At 65.5% G+C, this 24,197-nt stretch carries 22 protein-coding genes and 1 tRNA gene; 18 read left to right on the top strand and 5 right to left on the bottom strand.

What is annotated here, in order from left to right:
- Nucleotides 1–484: 484 nt before the first annotated feature.
- The 4 genes from FDW83_RS12580 to FDW83_RS12595 all read right to left on the bottom strand — a co-directional run bounded on the left by FDW83_RS12580 (nt 485) and on the right by FDW83_RS12595 (nt 3,633).
- Nucleotides 485–560 (bottom strand) — tRNA-Arg (locus tag FDW83_RS12580).
- A 167-nt stretch (nt 561–727) separates the two neighbouring features.
- The gene (locus tag FDW83_RS12585) at nt 728–2,269 is read right to left on the bottom strand and encodes a ferredoxin--NADP reductase (RefSeq protein ID WP_138138436.1); all 1,542 of its coding nucleotides are present in this window, start codon (nt 2,267–2,269) and stop codon (nt 728–730) included.
- Nucleotides 2,266–3,138, bottom strand: a complete 873-nt coding sequence (locus FDW83_RS12590; protein WP_138138437.1) for an FAD:protein FMN transferase — start codon at nt 3,136–3,138, stop codon at nt 2,266–2,268. The genes FDW83_RS12585 and FDW83_RS12590 overlap by 4 nt, the downstream gene beginning before the upstream one ends.
- A gap of 3 nt (nt 3,139–3,141) precedes the next feature.
- On the bottom strand, nt 3,142–3,633 hold the full coding sequence (locus FDW83_RS12595) for an FMN-binding protein (protein WP_138138438.1): 492 nt from the start codon (nt 3,631–3,633) through the stop codon (nt 3,142–3,144).
- A gap of 192 nt (nt 3,634–3,825) precedes the next feature.
- Between FDW83_RS12595 and argS the strand changes: the two genes are divergently transcribed.
- The 10 genes from argS (at nt 3,826) to FDW83_RS12645 (ending at nt 16,569) form a co-directional block, all read left to right on the top strand.
- Nucleotides 3,826–5,475 carry an arginine--tRNA ligase gene (argS, locus tag FDW83_RS12600; protein WP_138138439.1) on the top strand — a complete coding sequence of 550 codons (1,650 nt, stop codon included), beginning with the start codon at nt 3,826–3,828 and terminating at the stop codon, nt 5,473–5,475.
- Nucleotides 5,476–5,479: 4 nt separating this feature from the next.
- Nucleotides 5,480–6,955, top strand: coding sequence for a diaminopimelate decarboxylase (gene lysA, locus FDW83_RS12605; protein WP_138138440.1), 1,476 nt, complete (start codon nt 5,480–5,482; stop codon nt 6,953–6,955).
- Nucleotide 6,956: 1 nt separating this feature from the next.
- Nucleotides 6,957–8,273 (top strand): homoserine dehydrogenase, encoded by a 1,317-nt coding sequence (locus FDW83_RS12610; protein WP_138138441.1) that lies wholly within the window; start codon nt 6,957–6,959, stop codon nt 8,271–8,273.
- The gene (thrC, locus tag FDW83_RS12615) at nt 8,274–9,380 is read left to right on the top strand and encodes a threonine synthase (protein WP_138138442.1); all 1,107 of its coding nucleotides are present in this window, start codon (nt 8,274–8,276) and stop codon (nt 9,378–9,380) included.
- A gap of 2 nt (nt 9,381–9,382) precedes the next feature.
- A complete protein-coding gene (gene thrB / locus FDW83_RS12620; RefSeq protein ID WP_138138443.1) occupies nt 9,383–10,357 on the top strand; it encodes a homoserine kinase in 975 nt (324 codons plus the stop codon).
- A gap of 292 nt (nt 10,358–10,649) precedes the next feature.
- Nucleotides 10,650–12,770 carry a transcription termination factor Rho gene (gene rho / locus FDW83_RS12625; RefSeq protein WP_138138444.1) on the top strand — a complete coding sequence of 707 codons (2,121 nt, stop codon included), beginning with the start codon at nt 10,650–10,652 and terminating at the stop codon, nt 12,768–12,770.
- 236 nt (nt 12,771–13,006) lie between these two features.
- Entirely contained in the window at nt 13,007–14,080 is a 1,074-nt protein-coding gene (prfA, locus tag FDW83_RS12630) for a peptide chain release factor 1 (protein ID WP_138138445.1), read from the top strand.
- 12 nt (nt 14,081–14,092) lie between these two features.
- Nucleotides 14,093–14,965: a peptide chain release factor N(5)-glutamine methyltransferase gene (prmC, locus tag FDW83_RS12635; RefSeq protein WP_138138446.1), complete on the top strand. Its 873-nt coding sequence runs from the start codon at nt 14,093–14,095 to the stop codon at nt 14,963–14,965.
- Between the two features lie 12 nt (nt 14,966–14,977).
- Nucleotides 14,978–15,811, top strand: a complete 834-nt coding sequence (locus FDW83_RS12640) for an L-threonylcarbamoyladenylate synthase (protein WP_138138447.1) — start codon at nt 14,978–14,980, stop codon at nt 15,809–15,811.
- Nucleotides 15,811–16,569, top strand: a complete 759-nt coding sequence (locus FDW83_RS12645; protein ID WP_138138448.1) for a WecB/TagA/CpsF family glycosyltransferase — start codon at nt 15,811–15,813, stop codon at nt 16,567–16,569. The genes FDW83_RS12640 and FDW83_RS12645 overlap by 1 nt, the downstream gene beginning before the upstream one ends.
- 10 nt (nt 16,570–16,579) lie before the next feature.
- On the opposite strand, the gene FDW83_RS12650 is transcribed toward FDW83_RS12645, so the two are convergent.
- Entirely contained in the window at nt 16,580–17,476 is an 897-nt protein-coding gene (locus FDW83_RS12650) for a glycosyltransferase (RefSeq protein WP_138138449.1), read from the bottom strand.
- A gap of 283 nt (nt 17,477–17,759) precedes the next feature.
- Here FDW83_RS12650 and FDW83_RS12655 point away from each other — a divergent pair, with 283 nt between their 5' ends.
- From FDW83_RS12655 to atpA, 8 genes are all read left to right on the top strand, one after another.
- Nucleotides 17,760–18,872: an MraY family glycosyltransferase gene (locus FDW83_RS12655; RefSeq protein WP_138138450.1), complete on the top strand. Its 1,113-nt coding sequence runs from the start codon at nt 17,760–17,762 to the stop codon at nt 18,870–18,872.
- Nucleotides 18,873–18,978: 106 nt separating this feature from the next.
- Nucleotides 18,979–19,461, top strand: coding sequence for a hypothetical protein (locus tag FDW83_RS12660; RefSeq protein WP_138138451.1), 483 nt, complete (start codon nt 18,979–18,981; stop codon nt 19,459–19,461).
- On the top strand, nt 19,454–19,792 hold the full coding sequence (locus FDW83_RS12665) for an AtpZ/AtpI family protein (protein ID WP_138138452.1): 339 nt from the start codon (nt 19,454–19,456) through the stop codon (nt 19,790–19,792). Before FDW83_RS12660 ends, FDW83_RS12665 begins: the two co-directional genes overlap by 8 nt.
- An 81-nt stretch (nt 19,793–19,873) precedes the next feature.
- Entirely contained in the window at nt 19,874–20,674 is an 801-nt protein-coding gene (gene atpB / locus FDW83_RS12670; protein WP_138138453.1) for a F0F1 ATP synthase subunit A, read from the top strand.
- Between the two features lie 104 nt (nt 20,675–20,778).
- Complete coding sequence (gene atpE, locus FDW83_RS12675; protein ID WP_009356484.1) at nt 20,779–20,982, top strand: ATP synthase F0 subunit C; 204 nt, start codon at nt 20,779–20,781, stop codon at nt 20,980–20,982.
- Between the two features lie 51 nt (nt 20,983–21,033).
- Entirely contained in the window at nt 21,034–21,585 is a 552-nt protein-coding gene (locus FDW83_RS12680) for a F0F1 ATP synthase subunit B (RefSeq protein WP_138138454.1), read from the top strand.
- The gene (locus FDW83_RS12685; RefSeq protein ID WP_138138455.1) at nt 21,585–22,412 is read left to right on the top strand and encodes a F0F1 ATP synthase subunit delta; all 828 of its coding nucleotides are present in this window, start codon (nt 21,585–21,587) and stop codon (nt 22,410–22,412) included. The genes FDW83_RS12680 and FDW83_RS12685 overlap by 1 nt, the downstream gene beginning before the upstream one ends.
- Nucleotides 22,413–22,490: 78 nt before the next feature.
- The gene (atpA, locus tag FDW83_RS12690; protein ID WP_138138456.1) at nt 22,491–24,128 is read left to right on the top strand and encodes a F0F1 ATP synthase subunit alpha; all 1,638 of its coding nucleotides are present in this window, start codon (nt 22,491–22,493) and stop codon (nt 24,126–24,128) included.
- Nucleotides 24,129–24,197: the final 69 nt, after the last annotated feature.

Consider the following 24,197-nt stretch of genomic DNA (forward strand, 5'->3'; position numbering starts at 1 on the left):
GGGAACCACCCCAATGGCCGCCGGCCCCAGTACCTGCATTCTTCGCCGGCGTGGACACAGGTGCACCTGCAGCTGCAGGTCCACCGGAAGCGGCGCGGCCGCTAGCAGGCGCGGGGATCGTGACCGTTACCCCCGCTGGGACAGTTGCCGTGGGGCAACAAACGGGATGGGATGGTTCGGACTTGACCGCTGAGTGTGTCACTTGCGGGGCGCCATGGTTTGAAGATTGGAAGTGGGACATAGCGGATGCGGATGTCCCAGACCTGGACATACCTGATGACCCGGGCTTTCTGGAGATTGACCTGCCAGAGGACCCATTCCCGGACTGGCTCCTATCGCTGACTGTTCAGGATGCGACATAGGCAGCGATTGCAGGCTTTGAACGACTGCAGGCTTTAGGCGCTGGGCGGGCAGTTTGCGGGTCACCGCTTCGGCTGGAAACAGAAAGGCAGCCCGGTCAATGTGACCGGGCTGCCTTCTTCGATGGTGCCCTCGGTAGGATTCGAACCTACGGCCTTCTGCTCCGGAGGCAGACGCTCTATCCCCTGAGCTACGAGGGCAATCCGGATTTCCTGCCGTTCCCGGCGGGACGTCCTAGAGCTTAGCAGGAAGGTGGGCTCCAAGGGAAAACCGACGCGACACCGCCCGGCTCTACCCTGACATCGCTTGGCTTTGGCCGTGCCTCCGCCTTGGCATTGACAGGGCTAAGGCATTCCAAACCGCGGCATCAGTATCCAGAGAACGAGTCCACGTGCACGCGCCGGGCTCCTGCTGCCCGGGCCGCCCGGCGCAGGGAGGCAACGCTGGCGGGTGAGCCGGAAATGTACACTTCGCGGCCGCTGATATCCGGAACCAGGGATTTCAGCCTGTCCGCGTCCAACCGGTACCCGCCTGGAATCGCCGTGAAGTCCGGTGGTGGCTCTGAACCGTCGGCGAGGCGGACCAGGACCCGGACGCCGGAAGCCCGGAGCTCTTCCGCGTAGGCAATTTCCTCCGCGGACCGGGCCAGGAGAAGAAGCACGGTGTCGCGTTCCCGGAGTCCCCCGGACGCAAGATGCGACAGGAAGGGCGTGATTCCGATTCCAGCGGCAATGAGCAGCACCGCCCTGCGCGGATCGCGGGGGAGGACGAAATCACCGCCCACGGAGGTGGCTGTCAGTTCATCACCCGGCTTCAGCGCCAGGAGCACCTTCTTCGCGGCGGACAGCGGCTCAGCTGTCCGGACCCCGAACTTCACGAGCCCTTCCGTCGGCGCACCTGTCATGCTGAACACCCGGCGCCGGCCCTTCCTGTCCGACTTGTCGTGCGGCAGGTCCAGCTCCATGTACTGCCCGGGGATGAAACGCACGGGTCGGGAAGGCTCGAAGGAGAACTCCGTGGTGCTCGGGGTCAGCGTCCGCCTGCCGGCAAACCGAAGTTTCACTCCACCGCGCTGGCCGGCCAGGAAGGCGAGGAGGTTACCCAGCAACAGCGCAGCTTCCGGCGAATTGGCGAGGAAACCCAGGTTGTAGGGCATGGCGAACACCACACCTACGACGGCGGCCAGCACCAGCTGCTGCCACCGCCGGGGCGGAAGCGTCAGCGGTTCGGTCAGCATGAAGCCCACAAAGAACAGGACCGGCCGCTGCGCGAGGGCCTGGTAGACGCCCATCCCGGCCGCCATGCCCGCACGGAGCAGCTCAACGGTGATGATGGACGTGGCAACAACGGTGAACACAGTCGCCATCAGCATTTTCCGGGTCCGGTAGAGGACCAGGAGGACGCCCGGGACGAGGAGCCACAACATGGCAGGGGTGGCCGCCCACCAGGTGGCAACGTTCAATCCGGTGAAGGCCACGGCAAAGGCTCCGAGGGCTGCGGGATTGAAGATGTGCCTGCCGCGCCAGGCGAGGGCGTATTTCGATGCCGACGCCAGCAGGCATGCCAACGCAACCCCCGCCACGTCCATGGCCTGGAACGACGGCCAGAAGAGGAAGTAGAGCAGCAAGCCGGTGATCACTGACGACTCCGAATGCGGACGGACCCGGAACAGGGCCGCCAACGCCCGGTTTGATGCATAGGTCAGGCCGAGGCAGAGCGCGAGGTGGGCCAGCATCTCCGGGATTCCGAACGTCAGCCAGCCCAAAACCTCCAGCACCAGGCTGTACACGGCCAGAACCGCCAGGACCAGGAGGACAAACCGGTACATCGTGAAACGGCCAAGAGCGGTGTCCAGCCGCCCGGCGACGGACAATGCGGGACCGGCTCTAGGGGTTTCGACGGGGCTCATGTGAACAGTGTCCCTTCAAATTCCTCGGAGTATGCGGCGCTGCCGTCGGAAAACACCGTCAGCCATGAGACATCGAACGCTTCCTGGAGTTTGGCGCCCGGAACGAAAAAGAGCGCCGTCGCCAGCGCGTCGGACAGGACCGCCGTGTCCGCCATCGCCCAGGTGGCGACAGCGGTGCGGACGGGCTGCCCGGTGGTCCCGTCCAGCACGTGGTGGAGTCCGTCACCCCAGGCACGGCGGTTCGCCGCCGAGGCACACAGGGCGCGGTCCGACAATTCCACGATTCCGATAGCCTGCGCAGGGTTGTACGGGTGCTCGAGCGCGACCCTGAGCGGAGACAGGCCGCGCACCAGGAGATCCCCGCTGCCGTCCACGACGTAGGACTCGACATCTCCGTCCTCCAGCTCAGCCGCCAGCAAGTCCACCAAAAGCCCCTTGCCGGCGGCCCCGATGTCCAGCACCACGGGGGCACTGGTGCTGATGGTTGTTCCGCTCCAGTCCATGACCTCATCCCACGGCGGGGCGGGCAGTGGTGAGCCCGCCTGGCGCAGGGAATAACCGGCGTCGTAGCCCAGGCGCTCCAGACTGGCACCGATGAGCGGGGTCATTGCGCCCCGGGAGAGCTGGTAGAGGGTCCGGTAGAGGGGGCCGAGCCGGCCGGCCTCCTCCGGGAAGCGGTAGGTGCCCGGGATCCGGGCCATGGCGTTGACCAGCGAATCGTTCCGGAAACGGGACCAGCCGGCGTCAAACTCTTCCACCCGGGCAAGGAGGCGCTCCCGCAGGGGCGCCTCCAGCGGGAGCGGCGTGGAAATTTCCCAGGTGGTACCGATTCCCTCGAACGGGAAGTTCGCCCAGTCCCTGCCCGGCACTGCCTACTGCGCCTCCGACTTGATCTGCTCCACGGCCTGGTTGAACCCGCCGCTGGTCAGGGACGAGCCGGCAACCTTGGAGACGTTGAGGTCGTCGATGTTCTTGCCCACCACCTGGTCAGCGATACCGCCGGCGAACTCGCCCTGGAACTTGCGGGTGTTGGGGTTGGAGGGGTGCTGGGTGATTTGGACGTCCGTCACCGTACCGGAAGCCAGCGTCAGCTGGACACCCACTGTCTCGGTGCCGTTGGGGGAGACATAGTTCCCGTCGGCGCTGTAGGTTCCGTCTTTGTACGTGGAGCCGCTGCCGGCCAGCGGGGACGAGCCCGGCGAAGGCGCGGCGGCTGACGTTTCAGCGGCGCTGCTGCCGGTGGACGCGGGCTGGTTTTCGGTGGCCGACGGCGCGCAGCCGGCCACTGTTCCGGCGAGTGACAAGCCGGCGATTCCGGCGTAAACAGTCTTGCGTAAGGTGCTTCTGGTTGCGGCGGGTGTCATCAGGGCTCTCGTTTCGTCATAGGGACCACATGTTCCAAGCGGTGTCTACGGTGTTGTCAACGCCTAACCCAGACTATTGGTTCAACCCTGTGCCGCAGTTGCGTTTTCCTTGTGGACCTCCGGTGTGCGGGACGGGGGCCACAACCGGCACACAAATTCTTTGCTGTCACTGGCCCCCGGTAGGCTAGAGGGGTGACTCCCGAAGAACTCTCCCTAGCAATATCCGCCTGCCTGAAGGACGCCATAGCCGCCGGTGACATCGCCCTTTCAGCATCAGCTGTGCCTGATGAGGTGCGCGTGGAGCGACCCAAGAACCGGGAGCACGGCGACTGGGCCACCAACATCGCCCTGCAGCTGGCAAAGCAGGCGGGCACCAACCCGCGCGAATTCGCCTCCGTCCTCAGCGCCCGGCTAAAGGAGATTGACGGCGTCTCCACGGTGGACATCGCCGGTCCCGGCTTCCTGAACATCACCGTGGACGCCGCCACCGCCGGTGCCCTCGCCAAGGTGATCGTCGAAGCCGGCACCCAGTACGGCACCAACTCCGCGCTCGCCGGCCACACCGTGAACATGGAATTCGTCTCGGCCAACCCCACCGGCCCCCTCCATATTGGCCACACCCGCTGGGCCGCCCTGGGGGATTCCATCGCGCGCGTCCTGCGGGCTTCCGGCGCCAGCGTCACAGCGGAGTACTACATCAACGACGCCGGGTCGCAGATGAACACCTTCGCCAACTCCGTCTACTCGCGCCTGCACGGCCTCCCCGTACCCGAGGGCGGCTACCCCGGCCAGTACATCGCCGACTTGGGCCACGAGGTCCTTACCGCGCACCCGGATATCCGCGAACTGACCGAGGTCGCCGCACTGCCGGTCATCCGCGCCGCCGCCTACGAGGCACAGATGAAGGACATCAAGGCCACGCTGGCGGCCTTCGGCGTCCACTTCGACGTCTTCTTCTCCGAGCAGGAACTGCACGACGCCGGCGCTATCGAAAGTGCCGTGGCACGCCTTCGCGAGCAGGGCCACGTGTTCGACGACGGCGGGGCTGTCTGGCTGCGGACCACGGACTTTGGCGACGACAAGGACCGGGTGATGATCCGGGCCAACGGCGAGCCCACCTACTTTGCCGCCGACGCCGCCTACTACCTGTCCAAGAAGGACCGCGGGTTTACTGAGAAGATCTACCTGCTCGGTGCCGACCACCACGGCTACATCAACCGGCTTAAGGCAATCGCCGCGGCCGCCGGTGACGATCCCGAAAAGAACATCGAGGTGCTGATCGGCCAACTGGTGTCCGTCAACGGCGCCAAGCTGTCAAAGCGTGCCGGCAATATTATCGAGCTCAAGGACCTCATTGACTGGCTGGGCAAGGACGCCGTCCGCTACTCGCTGGCGCGCTTCCCCGCCGATTCTCCACTGACCCTCGATCCCGAGCTGCTCAAAAAGCACAGCAACGAGAACCCGGTCTTCTACGTGCAGTACGCGCACGCCCGGTCACGGGGTGCAGCCCGCAACGCCGTGGCCGCCGGCGTGGACCGGTCCGCGTTCGACGCCTCCTTGCTGGACGATGCCACGGAAAACGAGCTGCTGTCGTACCTGGGCAGCTACCCCTCGGTGGTCGCCAAGGCAGCGGAACTGCGCGAACCGCACCGCGTGGCCCGGCACCTCGAGATCATCGCCGGCGCCTACCACCGCTGGTACGACGCCTGCCGTATCGCCCCCATGGGTGACGAACCGGTGACCGACACCAACCGCACCCGGCTGTGGCTCAACGACGCCACCAGCCAGGTGCTGGCGAACGGCCTTGACCTGCTTGGCGTTTCCGCGCCGGAACGGATGTAACGCAATGTCTGTAGAAACCGGAAACAGTGCATCCCCGCTGGCGCCGGAATGGCTGTCCGTCCCGGCGGACCTGAACGCCCTGCAGGAGCCCATGTGGGCGGGCAGCGTGGAACGGAACGGCGCCGGGGCACTGTCCGTTGGCGGCGTCACCGTGCAGGAGCTCAAGGAACAGTTCGGCTCGCCGCTCTTCGTGATGGACGAGGCCGACTTCCGCGCCCGCGCCCGGGCCTTCAAGGACTCCTTCGACGCTGCCTTCGCCGATATCTGCGGCGGCGTGGACGTCTACTACGCAGGAAAGTCCTTCCTCTGCACCGCCGTGGTGAAGTGGGTGGAGGAGGAAGGGCTGCGGCTGGACACCTCATCAGGCGGTGAGCTGGCCGTGGCCGCCCGTGCCGGCATCGCGGGGGAGCGGGTGGCCCTGCACGGCAACAACAAGTCCGACGGCGAGATCATCCGCGCGCTGGACATGCACTTGGGCCGCATCGTGGTGGACAGCCTGTCCGAACTCGTCCGGGTGGGCGACATCGCGCAGTCACGGGGCGAGCAGGCAAAGGTCATGCTCCGGCTTACGCCGGGCGTCCACGCGCACACCCACGAGTTCATTGCCACCGCCCACGAGGACCAGAAGTTCGGCCTCTCCATGGCTGCTGACACCACGGACCAGGCCGGCGTGTCAGCGGCGGAGGAAGCGGTGGCGGCGGCTTCGGCCCACCCGGGCGTCGAGCTCCTTGGCCTGCACTGCCACATTGGTTCCCAGATCTTCGAGCCGGATGGTTTCGCGCTGGCCGCAGAAAAGCTGCTGCGCTTCCTGGCCGCGATGCAGGAAAAGTACTCCATCGTCCTGCCGGAACTGGACCTTGGCGGCGGGTACGGGATTGCCTACACCCCGGTGGACACCCCCCGCCCGGCGGCGGAAATCGCGACGGCCATGGCCGCCGTCGTCCGTTCCACCTGCGCCGAGCTTGGCATCACGGCGCCGCGGATCTCCATTGAGCCGGGACGCGCCATCGTTGGCAGCACCACCTTCACGCTGTACGAAGTCGGCACGCTCAAGACCGTCCAGGTCGATGCTCCGGCCTCTTCCCGCGCAGGTGACGGGGATAACAACGTTACGTATCCCCGTCGGTATGTTTCGGTGGACGGCGGGATGAGCGACAACGCCCGCCCGGTGCTCTATGACGCGGATTATTCAGCGGTCCTGGCGTCCCGGACATCAGCCGCCGCCCCGCAACTGTCCCGCGTAGTGGGCAAACATTGCGAGAGCGGCGACATAGTTGTTAGAGATGTATATCTGCCCGAGGACGTGGCAGCCGGTGATCTGCTTGCCGTACCGGGAACCGGCGCCTACTGCTGGGCCCTCTCGAGCAACTACAACTATCTGGCCCGGCCGGGCGTTGTCGCTGTGCGCGACGGATCCGCCCGGCTGATTGTCCGCGGGGAAACCGAAGAAGACCTGCTGAACCGCGACATGGGAGCCTGACGTGACCGAAATGCGAACCTTGAAAGTGGCCCTGCTGGGCTGTGGCAACGTTGGGGCCCAGGTTGCGCGGATTCTCCTTGAGGACGCGGACGCCCTCGCCGCCCGTACCGGCGCCCGCCTGCAGCTGAGTGGCATTGCCGTCCGGAACGTGAATTCCCGCCGGGACGTTGAGTTGCCCCAGGAACTGTTCACCACCGACGCCGACACCCTGGTCAAGGACGCGGACCTGGTCATCGAGCTGATGGGCGGCATCGAGCCGGCCCGCTCGCTGATCGTCACCGCCATCCGAAACGGGGCTTGCGTGGTCACCGGCAACAAGGCGCTGCTCGCCCAGGACGGCCCCAGCCTCTATGAAGAGGGAGATAAGGCCGGCGTCCAGCTTTCCTACGAGGCCGCCGTCGCCGGGGCCATTCCCATCCTGCGCCCCATCCGCGACAGCCTCTCCGGCGACCGGATCACCCGCGTGCTCGGCATCGTCAACGGCACCACCAACTACATTCTGGACCAGATGGACACTACCGGGGCGCAGTTCGCCGACGCCCTGGCCGAAGCGCAGCGTCTCGGATACGCCGAAGCAGACCCGACGGCCGACGTCGAGGGCCACGATGCCGCCGCCAAGGCAGCGATCCTGGCTTCGCTGTCCTTCCACAGCCGCTTTGCCCTGGAAAATGTCCACTGCGAAGGCATCAGCTCCGTCAGCGCCTCGGACATCGCCGCCGCCAAGGACGCAGGATTCGTCATCAAGCTGTTGGCCATCGCCGAGAAGCTGAACGACGCCGACGGCAACGAGGGCGTGTCCGTCCGGGTGCATCCCACCCTCCTGCCGCGCGAGCACCCGCTGGCCGCGGTCCGCGGTGCGTTCAACGCCGTCTTCATCGAGGCTGAGAACGCAGGTGAACTGATGTTCTACGGCCAGGGCGCCGGCGGCACCCCCACCGCCTCTGCCGTGCTGGGTGACCTGATCTCCGCCGCCCGCCGCCTGGTCCTCGGCGGCCCGGCCCGCACCGAGACCACCACAGGCCACGTTCCCGCGCTGCCCATCGACGCTGCCGTCACCAGCTACTACATCGGCCTTGACGTGGCCGACCAGCCCGGCGTGCTTGCCAAAATTGCGCAGCTGTTCGCCGAGCACGGCGTATCCATCGAAATCATGCGGCAGACCATCCACCGGGACACGGAGTCCAACGTGGAATCCGCCGAACTGCGGATCATCACCCACCGCGCGTCAGAGGCCGCCCTTGCGGCCACCGTCGAGGCCGTGAAGGGCCTGGACGTGATCAACTCAGTTACATCCGTTCTGCGGGTAGAAGGAGTCTAAGTGGCTCACCAATGGCGCGGCGTCATCCGCGAATACGCTGACCGTTTGCCCGTCACGGCAGCCACCCGGGTCATCACCCTGGGCGAGGGCGGAACCCCGCTGGTGCACGCGCAGAAGCTGTCCGGGCTCACCGGTTCCGAGGTGTACCTCAAGGTGGAGGGCATGAACCCCACCGGCTCCTTCAAGGACCGCGGCATGACCATGGCCATGACCGCCGCCGTGGAAGCCGGCGCGCAGGCCGTGGTGTGTGCATCCACCGGCAACACGTCAGCCTCAGCCGCCGCCTACGCCACCGCCGCCGGACTTAAATGCGCCGTCCTGGTGCCCGAGGGCAAGATCTCCATGGGCAAGCTCAGCCAGGCCATCGCGCACGGCGCCACCCTCCTGCAGGTGGACGGCAACTTCGACAACTGCCTGGACATTGCCCGGAAGCTGGGGGAGTCCTACCCGGTGTTCCTGGTCAACTCCGTGAACCCTGCCCGCATCCAGGGCCAGAAGACCGGCGCCTTTGAGATCGTTGACGCGCTCGGCGACGCCCCGGACATCCACGTGCTCCCCGTCGGCAATGCCGGCAACATCACCGCTTACTGGAAGGGCTACAAGGAGTACTCGGCTCCATTTGAGTCCGCCACCGCGGGGACCCTTCCCGCCGTCTCCACCAGGACTCCTGCCATGTGGGGTTTCCAGGCTGCGGGCGCCGCGCCCTTCGTCGCAGGCCACCCCATCACCGAGCCCGACACCATCGCCACCGCCATCCGCATAGGCAACCCGGCCTCCTGGGACGGTGCCATCGGCGCCCGTGACGAATCCGGCGGCCTCATCAGCTCCGTCACCGACGAAGAGATCCTGAACGCCCACCGCTGGTTGTCCTCCAAGGAAGGCGTCTTCGTGGAGCCGGGCTCCGCCGCGGGCGTGGCGGGCCTGCTCAAGAAGCATGCCGCAGGCGAAGTGCCCGCCGGCAAGACCATCGTCATCACCGTCACCGGCCACGGCCTCAAGGACCCGCAGTGGGCCCTCCGCACCGAGGACGGAGGCGACGTCCAGCCGGTCAAGGTACCCAACGACGTCGTGACAGTTGCTGCTGAACTGGGACTGGAAGAAAAATAGCCTTGGACATCACCTCGCAGGCCACCGTAGGCCTGCAGCTTATCGAGTCCGGCCAGCGCGTTACGGTCCGGGTGCCCGCCACAACGGCCAACCTTGGACCCGGCTATGACAGCCTCGGCCTCGCACTCGCGCTGCACGACACCCTCACGGTGGAGAGCCTGGACACCGACGAGCTCGTGTTCGACCTCCGCGGCGAAGGTGCCGACACGCTGCCGCGGGACGCCAGCCACCTGGTGGTCCGGGCAATGGACACCGCCTTCGATCGGCTGGGGTTCCGGCACGGCGGGTTGAAGATCACCGCCGAGAACGTCAACCCGCACGGCCGCGGTTTGGGCTCTTCCGCTTCCGCGGTCGTCGCCGCCGTATCCGCGGCCAACGCCATGGTGCCTGCCGGGCACCGGCGCGGACAGGACTGGATCCTCCAGCTCACCAGCGAGTTGGAGGGGCATCCGGACAACGTCGCTCCCGCGATTTTCGGCGGACTGGCACTGTCATGGCAGGACAGTGACCAGTACAGCAGCACCAGTGCCACCGTGGCGGAATCCGTCATCCCCATTGTGGCCGTCCCGGACTACGAGCTCTCCACCGAAGCTGCCAGGGCCCTGCTGCCTGCCTCGGTGGGACACCACGCAGCCGCGATGAACTCCGGGCGCGCCGCACTGCTGATCCACGCGCTGACGCACAAACCGGAATTCCTGCTGGCGGGGACCGAGGACTACCTGCACCAGAGCTACCGGGCCCAGGCGATGCGTCCCAGCGCGGCACTGATCGCCGCGTTGCGCTCGGCCGGGCATGCCGCCGTCGTTTCCGGTGCCGGGCCCACCGTCCTGGTCCTCGCCGACGGGGAGGGAAAGGCTGCCGAAGCGCTGGAATTCATCGCATCATTCACCGCCGCAAACACGCCGGATGTGTCCTGGCGCGTGCTGAAGCTCGCAGTGGACGTTGAAGGTGCTAAGGTGGACATGCACCGGCGGTAATTCCGCCTATCTGATCTGCTCCTGCTCTCAGTTGCTATTTGATCTCCTACTGCGAATGCATTCCGGTGCCGCCTGCTTGGTCTGACGCAGGAATCTGCAGCATCCAACTGCCCCTGGAACGTCAGTCCAGCGTTCCGCCATGGCGGAGCGCAGGGTGAATCAGTATCCGGCCCTGCTGGCCGAAATCCAACCGGCAAGGCCGACATCCCGGCTGCAGATCTGAACTGCAGCCCAGATCAAATCATCGCGTCCAGCTCCCAGTCTGGACGCCGTCGAGGGGGAAGGATCCTTCGTGACCGAAACCACTGAGCTGTCACCAGCTGTGGAACTACCATCTTCCGCTGCCGAGACACAGGCAGCTCCCGCCAAGAGCAGCGGCCTGGCCGGCCTCAAGCTTGCCCAGCTGCAGGCCCTTGCCAGCCAGCTGGGCATTTCCGGCGGCTCGCGCATGCGCAAGGGGGACCTGGTTTCGGCCATCTCCGCCCACCGCGCCGGCACCCCTGCCACCAAGGTTCCCGCCAAGACGGCGGAAAAGGCCGCCGAGAGCGTGGTTGCCCCGGTGGTCTCCGCTCCCGCCGAGGCTTCTGCGACGGAAGCGCCTGCCGCCGAAGCTCCCGCGGCTGAGCCCACCCGCGCCCGCCGCGGCCGCAGCCGCCGCGCGGTAAGCGACGGCGTCGTAGCCCCGTCCGCCCCGGAAGCTGCAGCAGAGGCTCCGGCAGCCGAGGCTCCTGCCGAAGCGCCTGCCGCACCGGAAGCCGCCGAGGCGGAGGCCGCTCCGGAACGCCGCCAGCCGCGCACGCGCAACCGCCGCCGCGGCGAGGCAGCCGCAGTCCAGGAAGCCCCTGTTGAGTCACCCGCTGACCAGCCCGCGGCAGAGCAGGCAGGCGTGGCGCAGGCCCCCGCTGAACAGCGCACTGAAGCCCCTGCCCCCGAAACCACCGAGGCCGGCCAGCGCAGCGACCGGCGCGAAGGCCGCGGCCGTGGCCGCGACGCCGACGGCGGCCGCGACAACGCAGGCAGCCGTGAGGCAGGCCAGCGCGAGGGCGGCCGTCGCGAGGACAGCGACGACACCGACGGAGGCAGCCGCCGGAACCGGCGCAACCGCCGTGACCGCAACGACCGCAGCGACCGCTCCGGCAGCCAGGACCGCGACAGCAACGCCCGCAACGAGCGCTTCCGCGACCGCAACGACCGCCGTCGTGGACGTTCCCAGGGACCTGACGTCGATGACATCGAAATCACCGAAGACGACGTCCTGCTGCCTGTTGCAGGCATCCTGGACGTGCTCGAGAACTACGCGTTCATCCGCACCTCCGGTTACCTGCCCGGCCCGAACGACGTCTACGTCTCCCTCGCCCAGGTCAAGAAGTACAACCTGCGCAAGGGTGACGCCGTGGTGGGCGCAATCCGCGCACCCCGCGACGGCGAAGACCGCGGCCAGCAGTCCAACCGGCAGAAATTCAACGCCCTGGTCCGCGTCACCTCCGTCAACGGCAAGACTGCCGAAGAGCTCAAGGACCGCGTTGAATTCGCCAAACTGGTTCCGCTCTACCCGTCCGAGCGCCTGCGCCTGGAAACCGATCCCAAGAAGATCGGCCCCCGCGTCATCGACCTCGTGGCCCCCATCGGCAAGGGCCAGCGCGGCCTGATCGTCTCCCCGCCCAAGGCCGGCAAGACGCTCATCCTGCAGTCGATCGCCAACGCCATCACCACCAACAACCCTGAGGTCCACCTCATGATGGTGCTGGTGGACGAACGCCCCGAAGAAGTCACCGACATGCAGCGCACCGTCAAGGGTGAGGTCATTGCCTCCACCTTTGACCGTCCCGCCGATGACCACACCACGGTGGCCGAACTGTCCATCGAACGCGCCAAGCGCCTGGTGGAAATGGGCATGGACGTGGTGGTCCTGCTGGACTCCATGACCCGCCTGGGCCGCGCCTACAACCTGGCAGCACCGGCCTCCGGCCGCATCCTGTCCGGCGGCGTCGACTCCGCAGCCCTGTACCCACCCAAGCGCTTCTTCGGCGCCGCCCGCAACATCGAAAACGGCGGCTCGCTCACCATCCTGGCAACGGCCCTCGTGGAAACCGGATCCAAGATGGACGAGGTCATCTTCGAAGAATTCAAGGGCACCGGCAACATGGAACTGCGCCTGTCCCGCCAGCTGGCCGACAAGCGCATCTTCCCCGCCGTGGACGTTAACGCCTCCGGCACCCGCCGGGAAGAGAATTTGCTCTCGCCCGAGGAAGTCAAGATCATGTGGAAGCTGCGCCGCGTCCTCTCCGGACTCGAGACCCAGCAGAGCCTTGAACTGCTCACCAACAAGATCCGGGAAACCCAGAGCAACGTAGAGTTCCTCATGCAGGTCCAGAAGACGACGCTTGGGGCGAAGTCGGATAACGACAAGTAGCTGAGTTAAGGGGCGGGCGTCGGTGCGTTCGTGCGGTTGGTGCCGCGCGGATGTTCCGCCCCCGCCCCTTCGCGTTGCGGCTGACGTACTGCGTACGTCAGCCGCAACGCTCCGACAGGCCCGATGCCACTCCCGGGGCGGAACATCCGCACGGCATTTACGGGGCTCGCTCACCGAAGCGCGCCGATTTTTGTGCCTGATTTAAACTGGGTGCAGAACGAAAGAGGTTGTGAAAGATGTTTGAGTCCGTACAGGGCCTGCTTGATGAGCATGATTCCATTCAGGCGCAGTTGGGGGATCCTGCTGTTTATGCTGACCAGCGGCTTGCCCGGAAGCTTGGGCGGCGGTCGGCTCAGCTTAACGGCATTGTTGAGGCCTACCACCGGTGGGAGGGGCTGCGGGACGACCTGGCCGCTGCCAGGGAGATGGCAGCAGAGGACTCCGAGTTCGCTGCCGAGGTGCCCGAGCTCGAGGCTTCGCTTGAGGCTGCCGCTGCCAAGCTTCGCCGGCTGCTCATCCCGCGGGACCCGGACGACGCACGCAACGTGATCCTTGAGGTCAAGGGCGGCGAAGGCGGCGACGAGGCCGCCCTGTTCGCCGGCGACCTCCTGCGCATGTACACCCGCTACGCCGAATCCCGCGGCTGGAAGACCGAAATCATCTCAGCCACGGAATCCGACCTCGGCGGCTACAAGGACGTCCAGGTGGCCGTGAAGGGCAGTTCGAACGACCCCGCCGAAGGCGTTTACGCCCGGCTGAAGTTCGAAGGCGGGGTGCACCGCGTGCAGCGCGTCCCCGTCACCGAATCACAGGGCCGCATTCACACCTCCGCCGCCGGCGTGCTGGTCCTGCCGGAGGTTGACGAGCCGGAAGAACTCGAGATCAACCAGAACGACCTTAAAATCGACGTGTACCGGTCGTCAGGTCCCGGGGGCCAGTCCGTGAACACCACCGACTCCGCTGTCCGCATTACCCACCTGCCCACCGGCATCGTGGTGGCCATGCAGAACGAGAAGTCGCAGCTGCAGAACCGCGAAGCCGGCATGCGCGTGCTCCGTGCCCGCCTCCTCGCCCATCAGCAGGAGCAGATCGACGCCGCCAACTCCGAACAGCGGAAATCCCAGATCCGCACCATGGACCGCTCGGAGCGTATCCGCACGTACAACTACCCGGAAAACCGCATCGCGGACCACCGCACCGGCTATAAGGCCTACAACCTGGACCAGGTCATGAACGGCGACCTCGAACCGGTCATCCAGTCCGCCATCGAGATGGACGAACAGGCGCGCCTGGACGCCCTGGCCGAGTAGTTCCCGCAACGGATGACCATCGGGCCGGACCAGTCCCTCGCGGCGGCAGTCAGCGAGGCCACTGCCATCCTCCGCGACGCCGGTGTCCCCACTCCCCGCGTGGACGCAGAGCTCCTCGCAGACCACCTCCTCAACGTTGGCCTGGGCCGGCTCCGTGCACTGATGCTCGGTGACACTCCGGCGCCGGCGGGCTATGCGGAACTGGTGGCGGAGCGGGCGGGCCGGGTACCGCTGCAGCACATCACGGGCGTTGCGCACTTCCGCTACCTCGAACTCGCGGTAGGGCCCGGTGTGTTCATTCCTCGCCCCGAGACCGAGTCAGTGGTCCAGCTGGTCATCGACCGCATCAAGGGCATGCCGTCCCCCCGGGTGGTGGACCTGGGAACCGGATCGGGCGCCATCGCCGGGTCCATCGCGCACGAAGTCCCGGCTGCCGAGGTGCACGCGGTCGAGTTCAGCCCGCTCGCCCACGCGTGGGCAGCGAAAAACCTTGCGCCCCTTGGCGTCCACCTGGTCCTGGGGGACCTCCGGGACGCGCTGCCGGAATTCAACGGAACGTTCGACGTCGTGGTGTCCAATCCGCCGTACATTCCGGCGGAAGCCATCCCCAATGAGCCCGAAGTCGCGCTGCACGACCCTCCCGAGGCGCTGTACGGCGGGGGAGCGGACGGAATGGAACTTCCGACGGCGGCAGCGGCCTCGGCTGCCAGGCTCCTGCGCCCGGGGGGCTACTTCGTCATGGAACACGCCGAAGTCCAGGCCGGCTGGATCGCCGCCATGATGGCCCGGGCCGGCATCTGGAGCGGCATCACCACCCATCAGGACCTGAACAACAAGGAACGCGCCACCAGCGCCGTACTCGCGGAACCGGACCAATCGGAATGAAAGAATAGGCCAGTGACCACAACCTATGACTGCACCGTTGACGACCAGCGCGCGCAGGGACTTGAGCATGCCCAGCGCGCCATCAGCGAGAAAAAGTGCGTGGTGTTTCCCACGGACACCGTCTACGGAATCGCCGCGGACGCCTTCTCGCCACAGGCCGTCACCATGCTCCTTGTCTCCAAGGGACGCAGCCGCACCATGCCGCCGCCGGTCCTGATTCCGCGTATCAACGCTCTGGACGGGCTGGCCGCCGAGGTTTCGGCGGACGCCCGCAAGCTCGCCGAGGCGTTCTGGCCCGGAGGTTTGACCCTGATCCTGCACGCGCAGCCGTCCCTGGACTGGGATCTCGGCGAAACCAAGGGAACGGTGGCCCTGCGGATGCCGGACGACGAGATTGCCCAGGAACTCCTGACCCTCACCGGTCCCCTGGCTGTGTCGTCCGCCAACCGCACCGGGCATGCTCCGGCACAAACGGCTGCCGCTGCCCGCGAGCAGCTTGCCGACTCGGTCGAGGTTTACCTGGAAGGCGGCTTCCGCCCCGCCGAAGGGGCACTGGCCGTTCCGTCCACCATCGTGGACGCCACCGGGCCCCGGCTGCGCGTGGTGCGCAACGGCGCCGTCAGCCTGGACCAGCTCCGCGAGCACGTGCCCGGCGTCCTCGGCCTGGGCGAGATCCCCATGGCTGAGGAAGAGCCGGCTGCGGAAGAACCGGTTGAGGAAAAGCCTGCGGTCGCTCCGGTTGCTCCTGCCGCTCCTGCTGCTTCCGGAGGTTCCTCCGTTGTCACTCCGGAAAGCGGCGTTCCCGCTACGCAGGAAGCCGCTGCGGACCAGGGCAAGCAGCCTTGATGACGCTGGAACGCCAGCGGATCCCGTTGTTGGAGGTTGATGCCACCCCGCTCCGCGTTCCCGAACTCGTGGCGGAACTCACCCGATACGTCCAGGACGGGTCCACCAGGACTATCCTCGGGCACAACCTGCACAGTGTCACCCTGACCCTTGCGGACGACGGCTTCCGTAACCTCTACGAGCAGAGCGATATTGTGCTCCTGGACGGAGCACCGGTGCTTTGGCTGTGGGGGAGGACCGGCAATGCCGACGGACCTGTCATGGATTACCGCCTGGGTTCCACGGACTGGCTCCCGGCGCTTGACCAGGTGCAGGGCCTAGAACGTATTGCCGTCGTCGGTGCCGGCGCGGAGGCGAACGCAGGCGCCGTCGCGAGGCTGAAGGCCATCGTCCCCCGCGCTGCGGTGGCCGGCTTTCCCGGTGAAGGCTGGAATGCCGATCTGGAAGTGGCAGCCCTGCAGTGGTTGCAGGGGGAGCAGCCGCAGCTGGTCCTGCTGGGCCTTGGCATGCCGCTGCAGGAAGAGGTCCTGCAGCGCAGGCTCGCTGAACTGCCGCCCGCAGTGTATTGCGCGGTGGGCGGGGCCATCGAGCAGCTGGCCGGAGTCCAGAAACTCGCTCCGCGCTGGCTGGGCCGGCTTGGCCTTGAATGGGCATGGCGGCTGCTGGTGCATCCGCGGCGGGTTGCGTACCGGGTGTTCGGCGAGCCGTGGGTGCTGCTGTGGCTCCTTGCCCGCAAGCGGTTGAACCGGGGGAAGTAGGCCTGCCCGGCTAGAACTTCTGGTCCTCCAGCGGCGCGAATCCCTTGCCGCGCAGGCCCGTGCTGAAGGACCTGGCCCAGCGGACGAAGCCTGCAGGGTCGCGCCGCTGCAGGAAATATCCCAGGTACCCGCCGACGTCGGCCACCAAAGAACGGACCCGGAAGTAGCGGCGGATCAGATAGCCGCGGTTGCGGTAGTAGTAGTACTGCTTGAACGCACCCTCCGGAACGATGACGTGCCAGCGTGCGCCGAAGACGTGTCGGGTTTCGGAGAATGCATGCGGATGGCTGATGGCGGTGGTCGTCACCGTTCCGAAGCGGATGCCCGCCTTGCGCAGCCGGATGGTGAAATCCACCTCATCCCCGCGGATGAACAGGCGGATGTCCGGCAGCCCCACCTTGAAGAACACGTCGGAGCGGATCAGCGCACCGTTGAAGAAGTGGCCGTCATTGGGCAGGAAGCCCAGTTTCTCCACCTCCGCCCGCTCGTGGGTGACCTTGCCGTCCAGGCGGAAAAAGAAGGACAGGCGGTCCGGATGGCCCGGCGCTGTTACCAGCGGGACCACGGCCTCCAGGTCGCGCGCCTCAGCCTCGCGCAGCAGCGTGGCAAGGCATTCCGGATCGGCGGGTTCGGCGTCGTCATCCATCATCCAGATCCACCTGGCTCCGCTGGCCACTGCCTTCAGTGCAGCGAGGGCGAACCCGCCGGCGCCGCCGAGATTGGCCTCCGAACGGATGTAATCGACATTCGCGTGCCGGCCGGCTACCTCACTGGCCGGCTCCGTGCCGCTGTCCACCAGGCAAATCGTATCCACCGCGGCCGTTTGGGCATTGATCGAGTCGAGCAGCACGGCCAGTTCCTTGGGGCGGTTGAAGGTCACGGCGGCAACTGCGATGGGGGGTGTCATGGGGTCCTTTCAGCATGGCTGCCAGGGGTTTCCCCGCTCGTAATGCGCCCGTGTGGCGCGAAGCCATGAAGCCGGTGGCGCTAGTATCTTTGACTAGAGTCCACTGTAATACAGTCCTGTAAGGCACTGCGCACAGGCAAATGCGCTGCCTGCTGCGCGCTCGGCGACGGAGAAGTTTCATTTACCGAAGAACAGATTCCCTGCCAGTGAGCCCACCCGCCGGGGAACTGCCAATGCTGTTCCCCGGATCCATTTCCACTTTCGTCGAAACGGCCGATACCCCATGATCATGTACCTGCTCATGGGGCTGACCGCCGCGGTCGTGTCCTATGCGGCGACGTGGGGCGCCCGGGTAATCGGCCACCGGCTTCAGCTGCACCTGCCCATCCGCAGCCGCGACGTGCACTCCACACCGGTTTCCCGGCTGGGCGGCGTCGCAATATTCCTTGGCGTGATGGCGGCGTTGATCGTGGCAAGCCAGTCCTTCTTCGTCAAGGACATCTACCGGAACAACTTCTCGCCCTGGGGCGTCCTGGCCGGCGCCGCCGTGATCGTCCTGGTAGGCGTTTTGGACGACCTCCTTGACATCCGGTGGTGGATCAAACTCATCGGCCAGAGCGCAGCCGCACTCACCGTGGCGGTCTGGGGCGTCCAGATGACCATCGTGCCCTGGATACCGGAACCCATTCATTTGGAAAACGAAACCATTCGCGTGGTGCTGACGGCAGGGCTGATCGTCACCACCATGAATGCGTTCAACTTCATCGACGGCCTCGACGGGCTGGCGGCCGGCGTGGCCATCATCGGCGGCACTGCGTTCTTCTTCACGGCCTACTGGGTTCATCGCAACGCCATCCTCCTGGACTACTCGGACCTGGCTACCCTCATTACGGCAGTTCTTGTGGGAAGCTGCCTGGGCTTCCTGCCGCACAACTGGTTTCCATCGAAGATCTTCATGGGGGATTCCGGCGCCATGCTGATCGGACTCCTTATGGCCTCCGCCGGCGTGGTGTCCACGGGGCAGATCACCTCCGGGCTGTACGACCGCGCAAACGGAATCTCCACCGTGATTCCCATCCTGCTGCCGTTCGCGGTGCTGTTCCTCCCGCTGCTGGACCTTGGCCTCGCGGTGGTCCGCCGGACCGCCCGCGGCAGGTCCCCATGGTCGGCGGACCGCGGACACCTGCACCACAAGCTGCTGGACATCGGTTACTCGCACCGGACAGCGGTCATCCTGATGTACCTCTGGACTGGCGTGCTTTCCTTCGGGGGATTGGCGTTCGCGGTTTTCCCCTGGCAGATCGTCCTCTCCGTGGACCTCTTCGCCACCCTGGTCATGGGGCTAGTCACGGCCTGGCCCTACCTTGCCCGCAGGAGCGACGAAACTCCGGCGTAATGGCGGTGCGGGAAAATTTCTATCTCATGTAGAATTTAGGGGCAGCCAAAGCTGCCCCTCCACCCCGCCATAGGCCACCAGCCTTGCTGACGACGATTGGGATCGCATGACCTCCAACGCCGAGTCCGGCCCTGCGTCCGGCAAAGGACACGTTGGTGCTTCCGGTCCCGCCACATCGCTCTGGCTGCACCTCCTGAAGTTCAGCGCCGCAGCCGCGGCGTCCGGCCTGGTGCTGTGCGCCGCCCTGGCGGCCCTGCTGCAAGGTACGTCCGGTGCCGTTTCCGCTGTGCTGGGCGGACTCCTGGTGATGCTGTTTTTCGGGATCAGCCTCCTGATTGGCCACTTTGTAGGGCGCAACAACCCCTCCGGGGCCATCGGAATGTTCGTCGCCACGTACTTCGTCAAGGTGGTGGGGTTCGCCGCCGTACTGTTTGTGGTCGGCGCCCCGCAATGGCTGGTCGGCCGCTGGTTCGTGGCCGGAGCCGTTACCGCCGTCGTCCTGTGGCAGGCGGCGGAGCTCTACGGTTTCAGCAAGGCACGGCTGCAGATCTACAACGATCCAGAAATCAAGGATGCCCCCGATGCGTGACCCGAAGAAGCCCCGAAAAGCGTCCGGCGGACAGCGCCGTTCCGGCACCTCCGCGCCCGGTGTCTCCGGTGTAAATTCCAACGGCGGATACAACGCCGGAATGGCTGTCTTCAGCTACATGATTGGCGGAATCATCGTCTGGAGTTTGATAGGGTGGGGACTGGATTATCTGTGGGGAACGCGCTGGATTGTGCTCGCAGGCGCTCTGCTTGGAGCCGTCGGAGGTTTTTACCTTTCCCACATGCATGGCCTCACCAGTTCCCGGAAAAACGCTGGTGAGCGTCCTGCTGCCAGCGGGCCGTCCACGGACGGCGACACGAATGCCAAATAATTTCACAGGGGGAACAGCAGGCCGACAGGCTGCCGTACCCCGCCCAACGCCCAATGATGGACACTGCAGAGAGGAAACGCGTTGATCGCGCTTGCGCTCCCGGCCCAAGATTCAGGAGAGTTTACTCCTCCTGGTATTAACGAAATGCATTTGCCGGCAATCCTGCCGTGGGGTGCCGCAGAAGGATTCTCCAAGCAGATGCTGCTGGTCCTCCTCTCTGTCGTCATTATCGCCGCCTTCTTCGTGCTGGCCGCACGCAAGCAGCAGCTGGTACCCGGCAAGCTCCAGTTCGCCGGCGAAGCCGCCTACGGCTTCGTCCGCAACGGCATCGCCAAGGACATCATCGGCGGCAGGGACTTCATCAAGTATGTCCCCCTGCTGTTCAGCCTGTTCTTCTTCATCCTGGTCAACAACATCTACGGTGCAATCCCGCTGCTCCAGCTCCCGACGTTCTCACACGTCGGCGGCGCCTACGTCCTGGCCGGCCTGGTTTACGTCACCTGGATCGCCATCGGCATCAAGAAGAACGGCATCCGCTACTTCAAGCTGGCCACGGTTCCCTCCGGAGTTCCCTGGTTCATCCTCCCGATCGTGGTCCCCATCGAGATCATCTCGAACTTCCTGGTCCGGCCCGTCACGCACAGCCTCCGACTCTTCGCGACCATGCTCGCCGGCCACCTGATCATGATGATCGCCGGATCCGGCATCGAGTTCCTGGTGATGCAGGAGAACATCCTGCTGAAGGGCACCTCGCTCCTGGTCCTGGCCGGCGCGATCGCCCTGTACATGCTCGAGGCGCTGATCATGGTCCTGCAGGCCTACGTCTTTACCCTGCTGACCGCGATCTACATCGAAGGCGCGCTGCACGCCGACAGCCACTAGGCCCGCTGCCGGCCTGCCCCGGCAAGCACACACAGAATTCCCCCTGGGGGGATAAAGCAACCCAAACAACCTGCCACATTGGTGGCATCTTGAAAGGAAGAAAAATGGAAGGCAATCTCAACCTCGTAGGTTACGGTCTGTCCGCAATCGGCGGTGGTATCGGTGTTGGCCTCGTATTCGCTGCTTACATCAACGGTGTTGCACGCCAGCCGGAAGCGCAGCGCGTGCTGCAGCCGATCGCGTTCCTCGGCCTTGCGCTGACCGAAGCCCTCGCCATCCTCGGCCTGGTCTTCGCCTTCGTTCTCTAGTCCTAGAGCGAAGCGAACTAACAGAACCGAGTAGAAAAGGACGGGTGAAAAATGAATCAGCTGATCACTTCAGCCGCCACTGAGGGCGAAGTCAACCCCCTGATGCCCAACCTCTGGGAAATGGGCGTTGTCCTCGCGGGCTTTCTCATCCTCTTGTTCATCGTGGTCAAGTTCGTTGTCCCGATGTTCGAAAAGACCTTCGCCGAGCGTGCCGAGGCCATTGAAGGCGGCATCGCAAAGGCTGAAAAGGCCCAGGCTGAGGCGTCTGCTGCACTCGAAGAGTACAAGCAGCAGCTGACCGACGCCCGCGCCGAAGCCAACCGCATCCGTGAGGAAGCCCGCGCCGAAGGTGCCCAGATCCTCGCGGATCTGAAGGAGAAGGCAGCTGCCGAATCCGCACGCATCACGGCGCAGGCCCATGCACAGATCGAATCCGAGCGCCAGGCCGCTGTTGTGGCCCTGCGTTCGGAGGTGGGTTCACTGGCTACCACCCTCGCCGGACGCATCGTGGGCGAGTCCCTGGATGACGACGCGCGTGCAGCACGGGTCGTTGACCGCTTCCTGGCAGATCTGGAGACCCAGAACGCAGGTGCAGCTAAGTAATGGCAGGCGTATCGAGCGAATCGCTGGCAACAGCACTGGCCGCCCTGGAGGCAAAGCTTCCGACGGCGTCGCTGCAGCTGGCAAAGGAACTCTTCGGAATTCTGGGAATGGTGGACAGCTCGGCTGGCTTGCGCCGTGCCCTGACTGACCCGTCCCGCAACGGTGACGAAAAGTCGGCACTGGTCAAGCAGCTGGTTGGCGGCAAAGTCTCCGCCGATGCTGCGGAGATCGCGGGCGGACTGGCCAGTTCACGCTGGGCATCGGCGCGGGATATCGGCGATGCACTCGAGACTCTTGCCGCAACGGTGGTCATTTCCGTTGCTGAAAACAAGTCGGCCGTTTCTGCCTCCGGAATCACCGGCCTGGAAGAGCTGGAGAACGACCTGTTCTCCTTCAACCAGGCTGTTGCCTCCAACCACGAGGTACAACGTGCTCTGTCCGAGCCACAGGCCAGCGCAGCCGCAAAGGCTGCCCTTGCCGAAAGGCTGGTGCCCGGTGTCAGCGAGGAAGCAAAGGTCCTCATCACGCAGGCTGTAACGCAGCCGCGCGGCATCAAGGCAACCCGCCTGGTGGAACGGTTCGCCGAGCTGGCGGCCAAGCGGCAGCAGCGCTGGATTGCAACGGTCAGCGTGACCCGTCCCCTGACGCAGACGCAGCTGGCACGCCTCCAGGCGGGCCTGAACGCACTGTACGGGCGGGAACTGAAGGTCAACATCAACGTTGACCCGTCACTCATTGGCGGCATCCGCGTCCAGGTAGGCGACGAAGTGCTCGACGCTTCGGTCATCACCCGCCTGGGCGAGCTGCAACGCCAGCTGGCCGGCTAGCCGGACAAGCACAACCCAACTGATAGAAACCCCGGTCACCCTCGGGTGATCACAAAAACAGGAGAGCAGGGACTGCAGATGGCCGAATTGACCATCAACGCCGACGACGTCCGTAATGCGCTGAACGAGTTCGCGGCGTCCTACGAACCCGGAAACGCAGAGCGCGTAGAGGTCGGCCGCGTAACCACCGCTAGTGACGGTATCGCCCGTGTTGAGGGCCTTCCCTCGGTCATGGCGAACGAACTGCTGCGCTTCGAGGACGGCACCCTGGGCCTGGCCCAGAACCTCGACGTCCGCGAAATCGGCGTCATCATCCTCGGCGACTTCACCGGCATTGAAGAAGGCCAGGAAGTCCACCGCACGGGACAGGTTCTGTCCGTTCCCGTCGGCGACGCCTTCCTCGGCCGTGTTGTTGACCCGCTGGGCGTGCCCATCGACGACCTCGGCGAAATCAAGGCCGAAACCACGCGTGCACTGGAACTCCAGGCGCCGGGTGTTACCCAGCGCAAGTCCGTGCATGAGCCGATGCAGACCGGACTCAAGGCCATCGACGCCATGATTCCGATCGGCCGCGGCCAGCGCCAGCTCATTATTGGCGACCGCCAGACCGGCAAGTCCGCCATCGCGATCGACACCATCATCAACCAGAAGGCCAACTGGGCTTCCGGCGACGTGACCAAGCAGGTCCGCTGCATCTACGTCGCCATCGGCCAGAAGGCTTCCACCATCGCCGCCATCCGCCAGACCCTGGAGGAGAACGGCGCGCTGGAGTACACCACCATTGTGGCGTCTCCCGCATCCGACCCTGCCGGCTTCAAGTACCTGGCTCCCTACGCCGGTTCGGCCATTGGCCAGCACTGGATGTACGGCGGCAAGCACGTCCTCATCGTGTTCGATGACCTGTCCAAGCAGGCTGAGGCCTACCGCGCAGTGTCGCTGCTGCTGCGCCGCCCGCCGGGACGCGAAGCCTACCCGGGCGACGTCTTCTACCTGCACTCCCGCCTGCTGGAGCGTTGCGCAAAGCTGTCGGACGAGCTGGGTGCCGGTTCCATGACGGGCCTGCCGCTGATCGAGACCAAGGCGAACGACGTGTCCGCCTACATCCCGACCAACGTCATCTCCATCACGGACGGCCAGATCTTCCTGCAGTCCGACCTCTTCAACGCCAACCAGCGCCCCGCCGTCGATGTGGGTGTCTCGGTGTCCCGCGTGGGTGGTGCCGCACAGGTCAAGTCCATGAAGAAGGTCTCCGGCACGTTGAAGCTGGACCTCGCCCAGTACCGTGACATGCAGGCATTCGCCATGTTCGCTTCGGACCTGGATGCCGCATCCCGCCAGCAGCTGACCCGCGGCGCCCGCCTGATGGAACTGCTGAAGCAGGGCCAGTACTCGCCGTTCCCGGTCGAGAACCAGGTTGTGTCCATCTGGGCAGGCACCAACGGCTACCTGGACGACGTTCCGGTTGAGGACATCAGCCGCTTCGAGAGCGAGTTCCTGGACCACCTGAACCGGAAGTCCTCCATCCTGACAACGCTGGCACAGACCAACGTACTGGACGACGACACCGTCGCGGCGCTGAAGTCCGCTGTCGTGGAGTTCAAGAAGGGCTTTTTCGGTGAAGGTGACAACCACCTGGTAGGCGCCGGCCACGAGGAGCATGATGCCATCTCCGAGGGCGACGTTGACCAGGAAAAGATCGTCAAGCAGAAGCGCTAGTTCCGAACACCGGGTGTGCCGATCCACAGGGTCCGGCACACCCGGTTTACGGAATGTTAGGAAAGGATA

Source organism: Pseudarthrobacter sp. NamE2 (assembly GCF_005796205.1).
Lineage (GTDB): Bacteria > Actinomycetota > Actinomycetes > Actinomycetales > Micrococcaceae > Arthrobacter.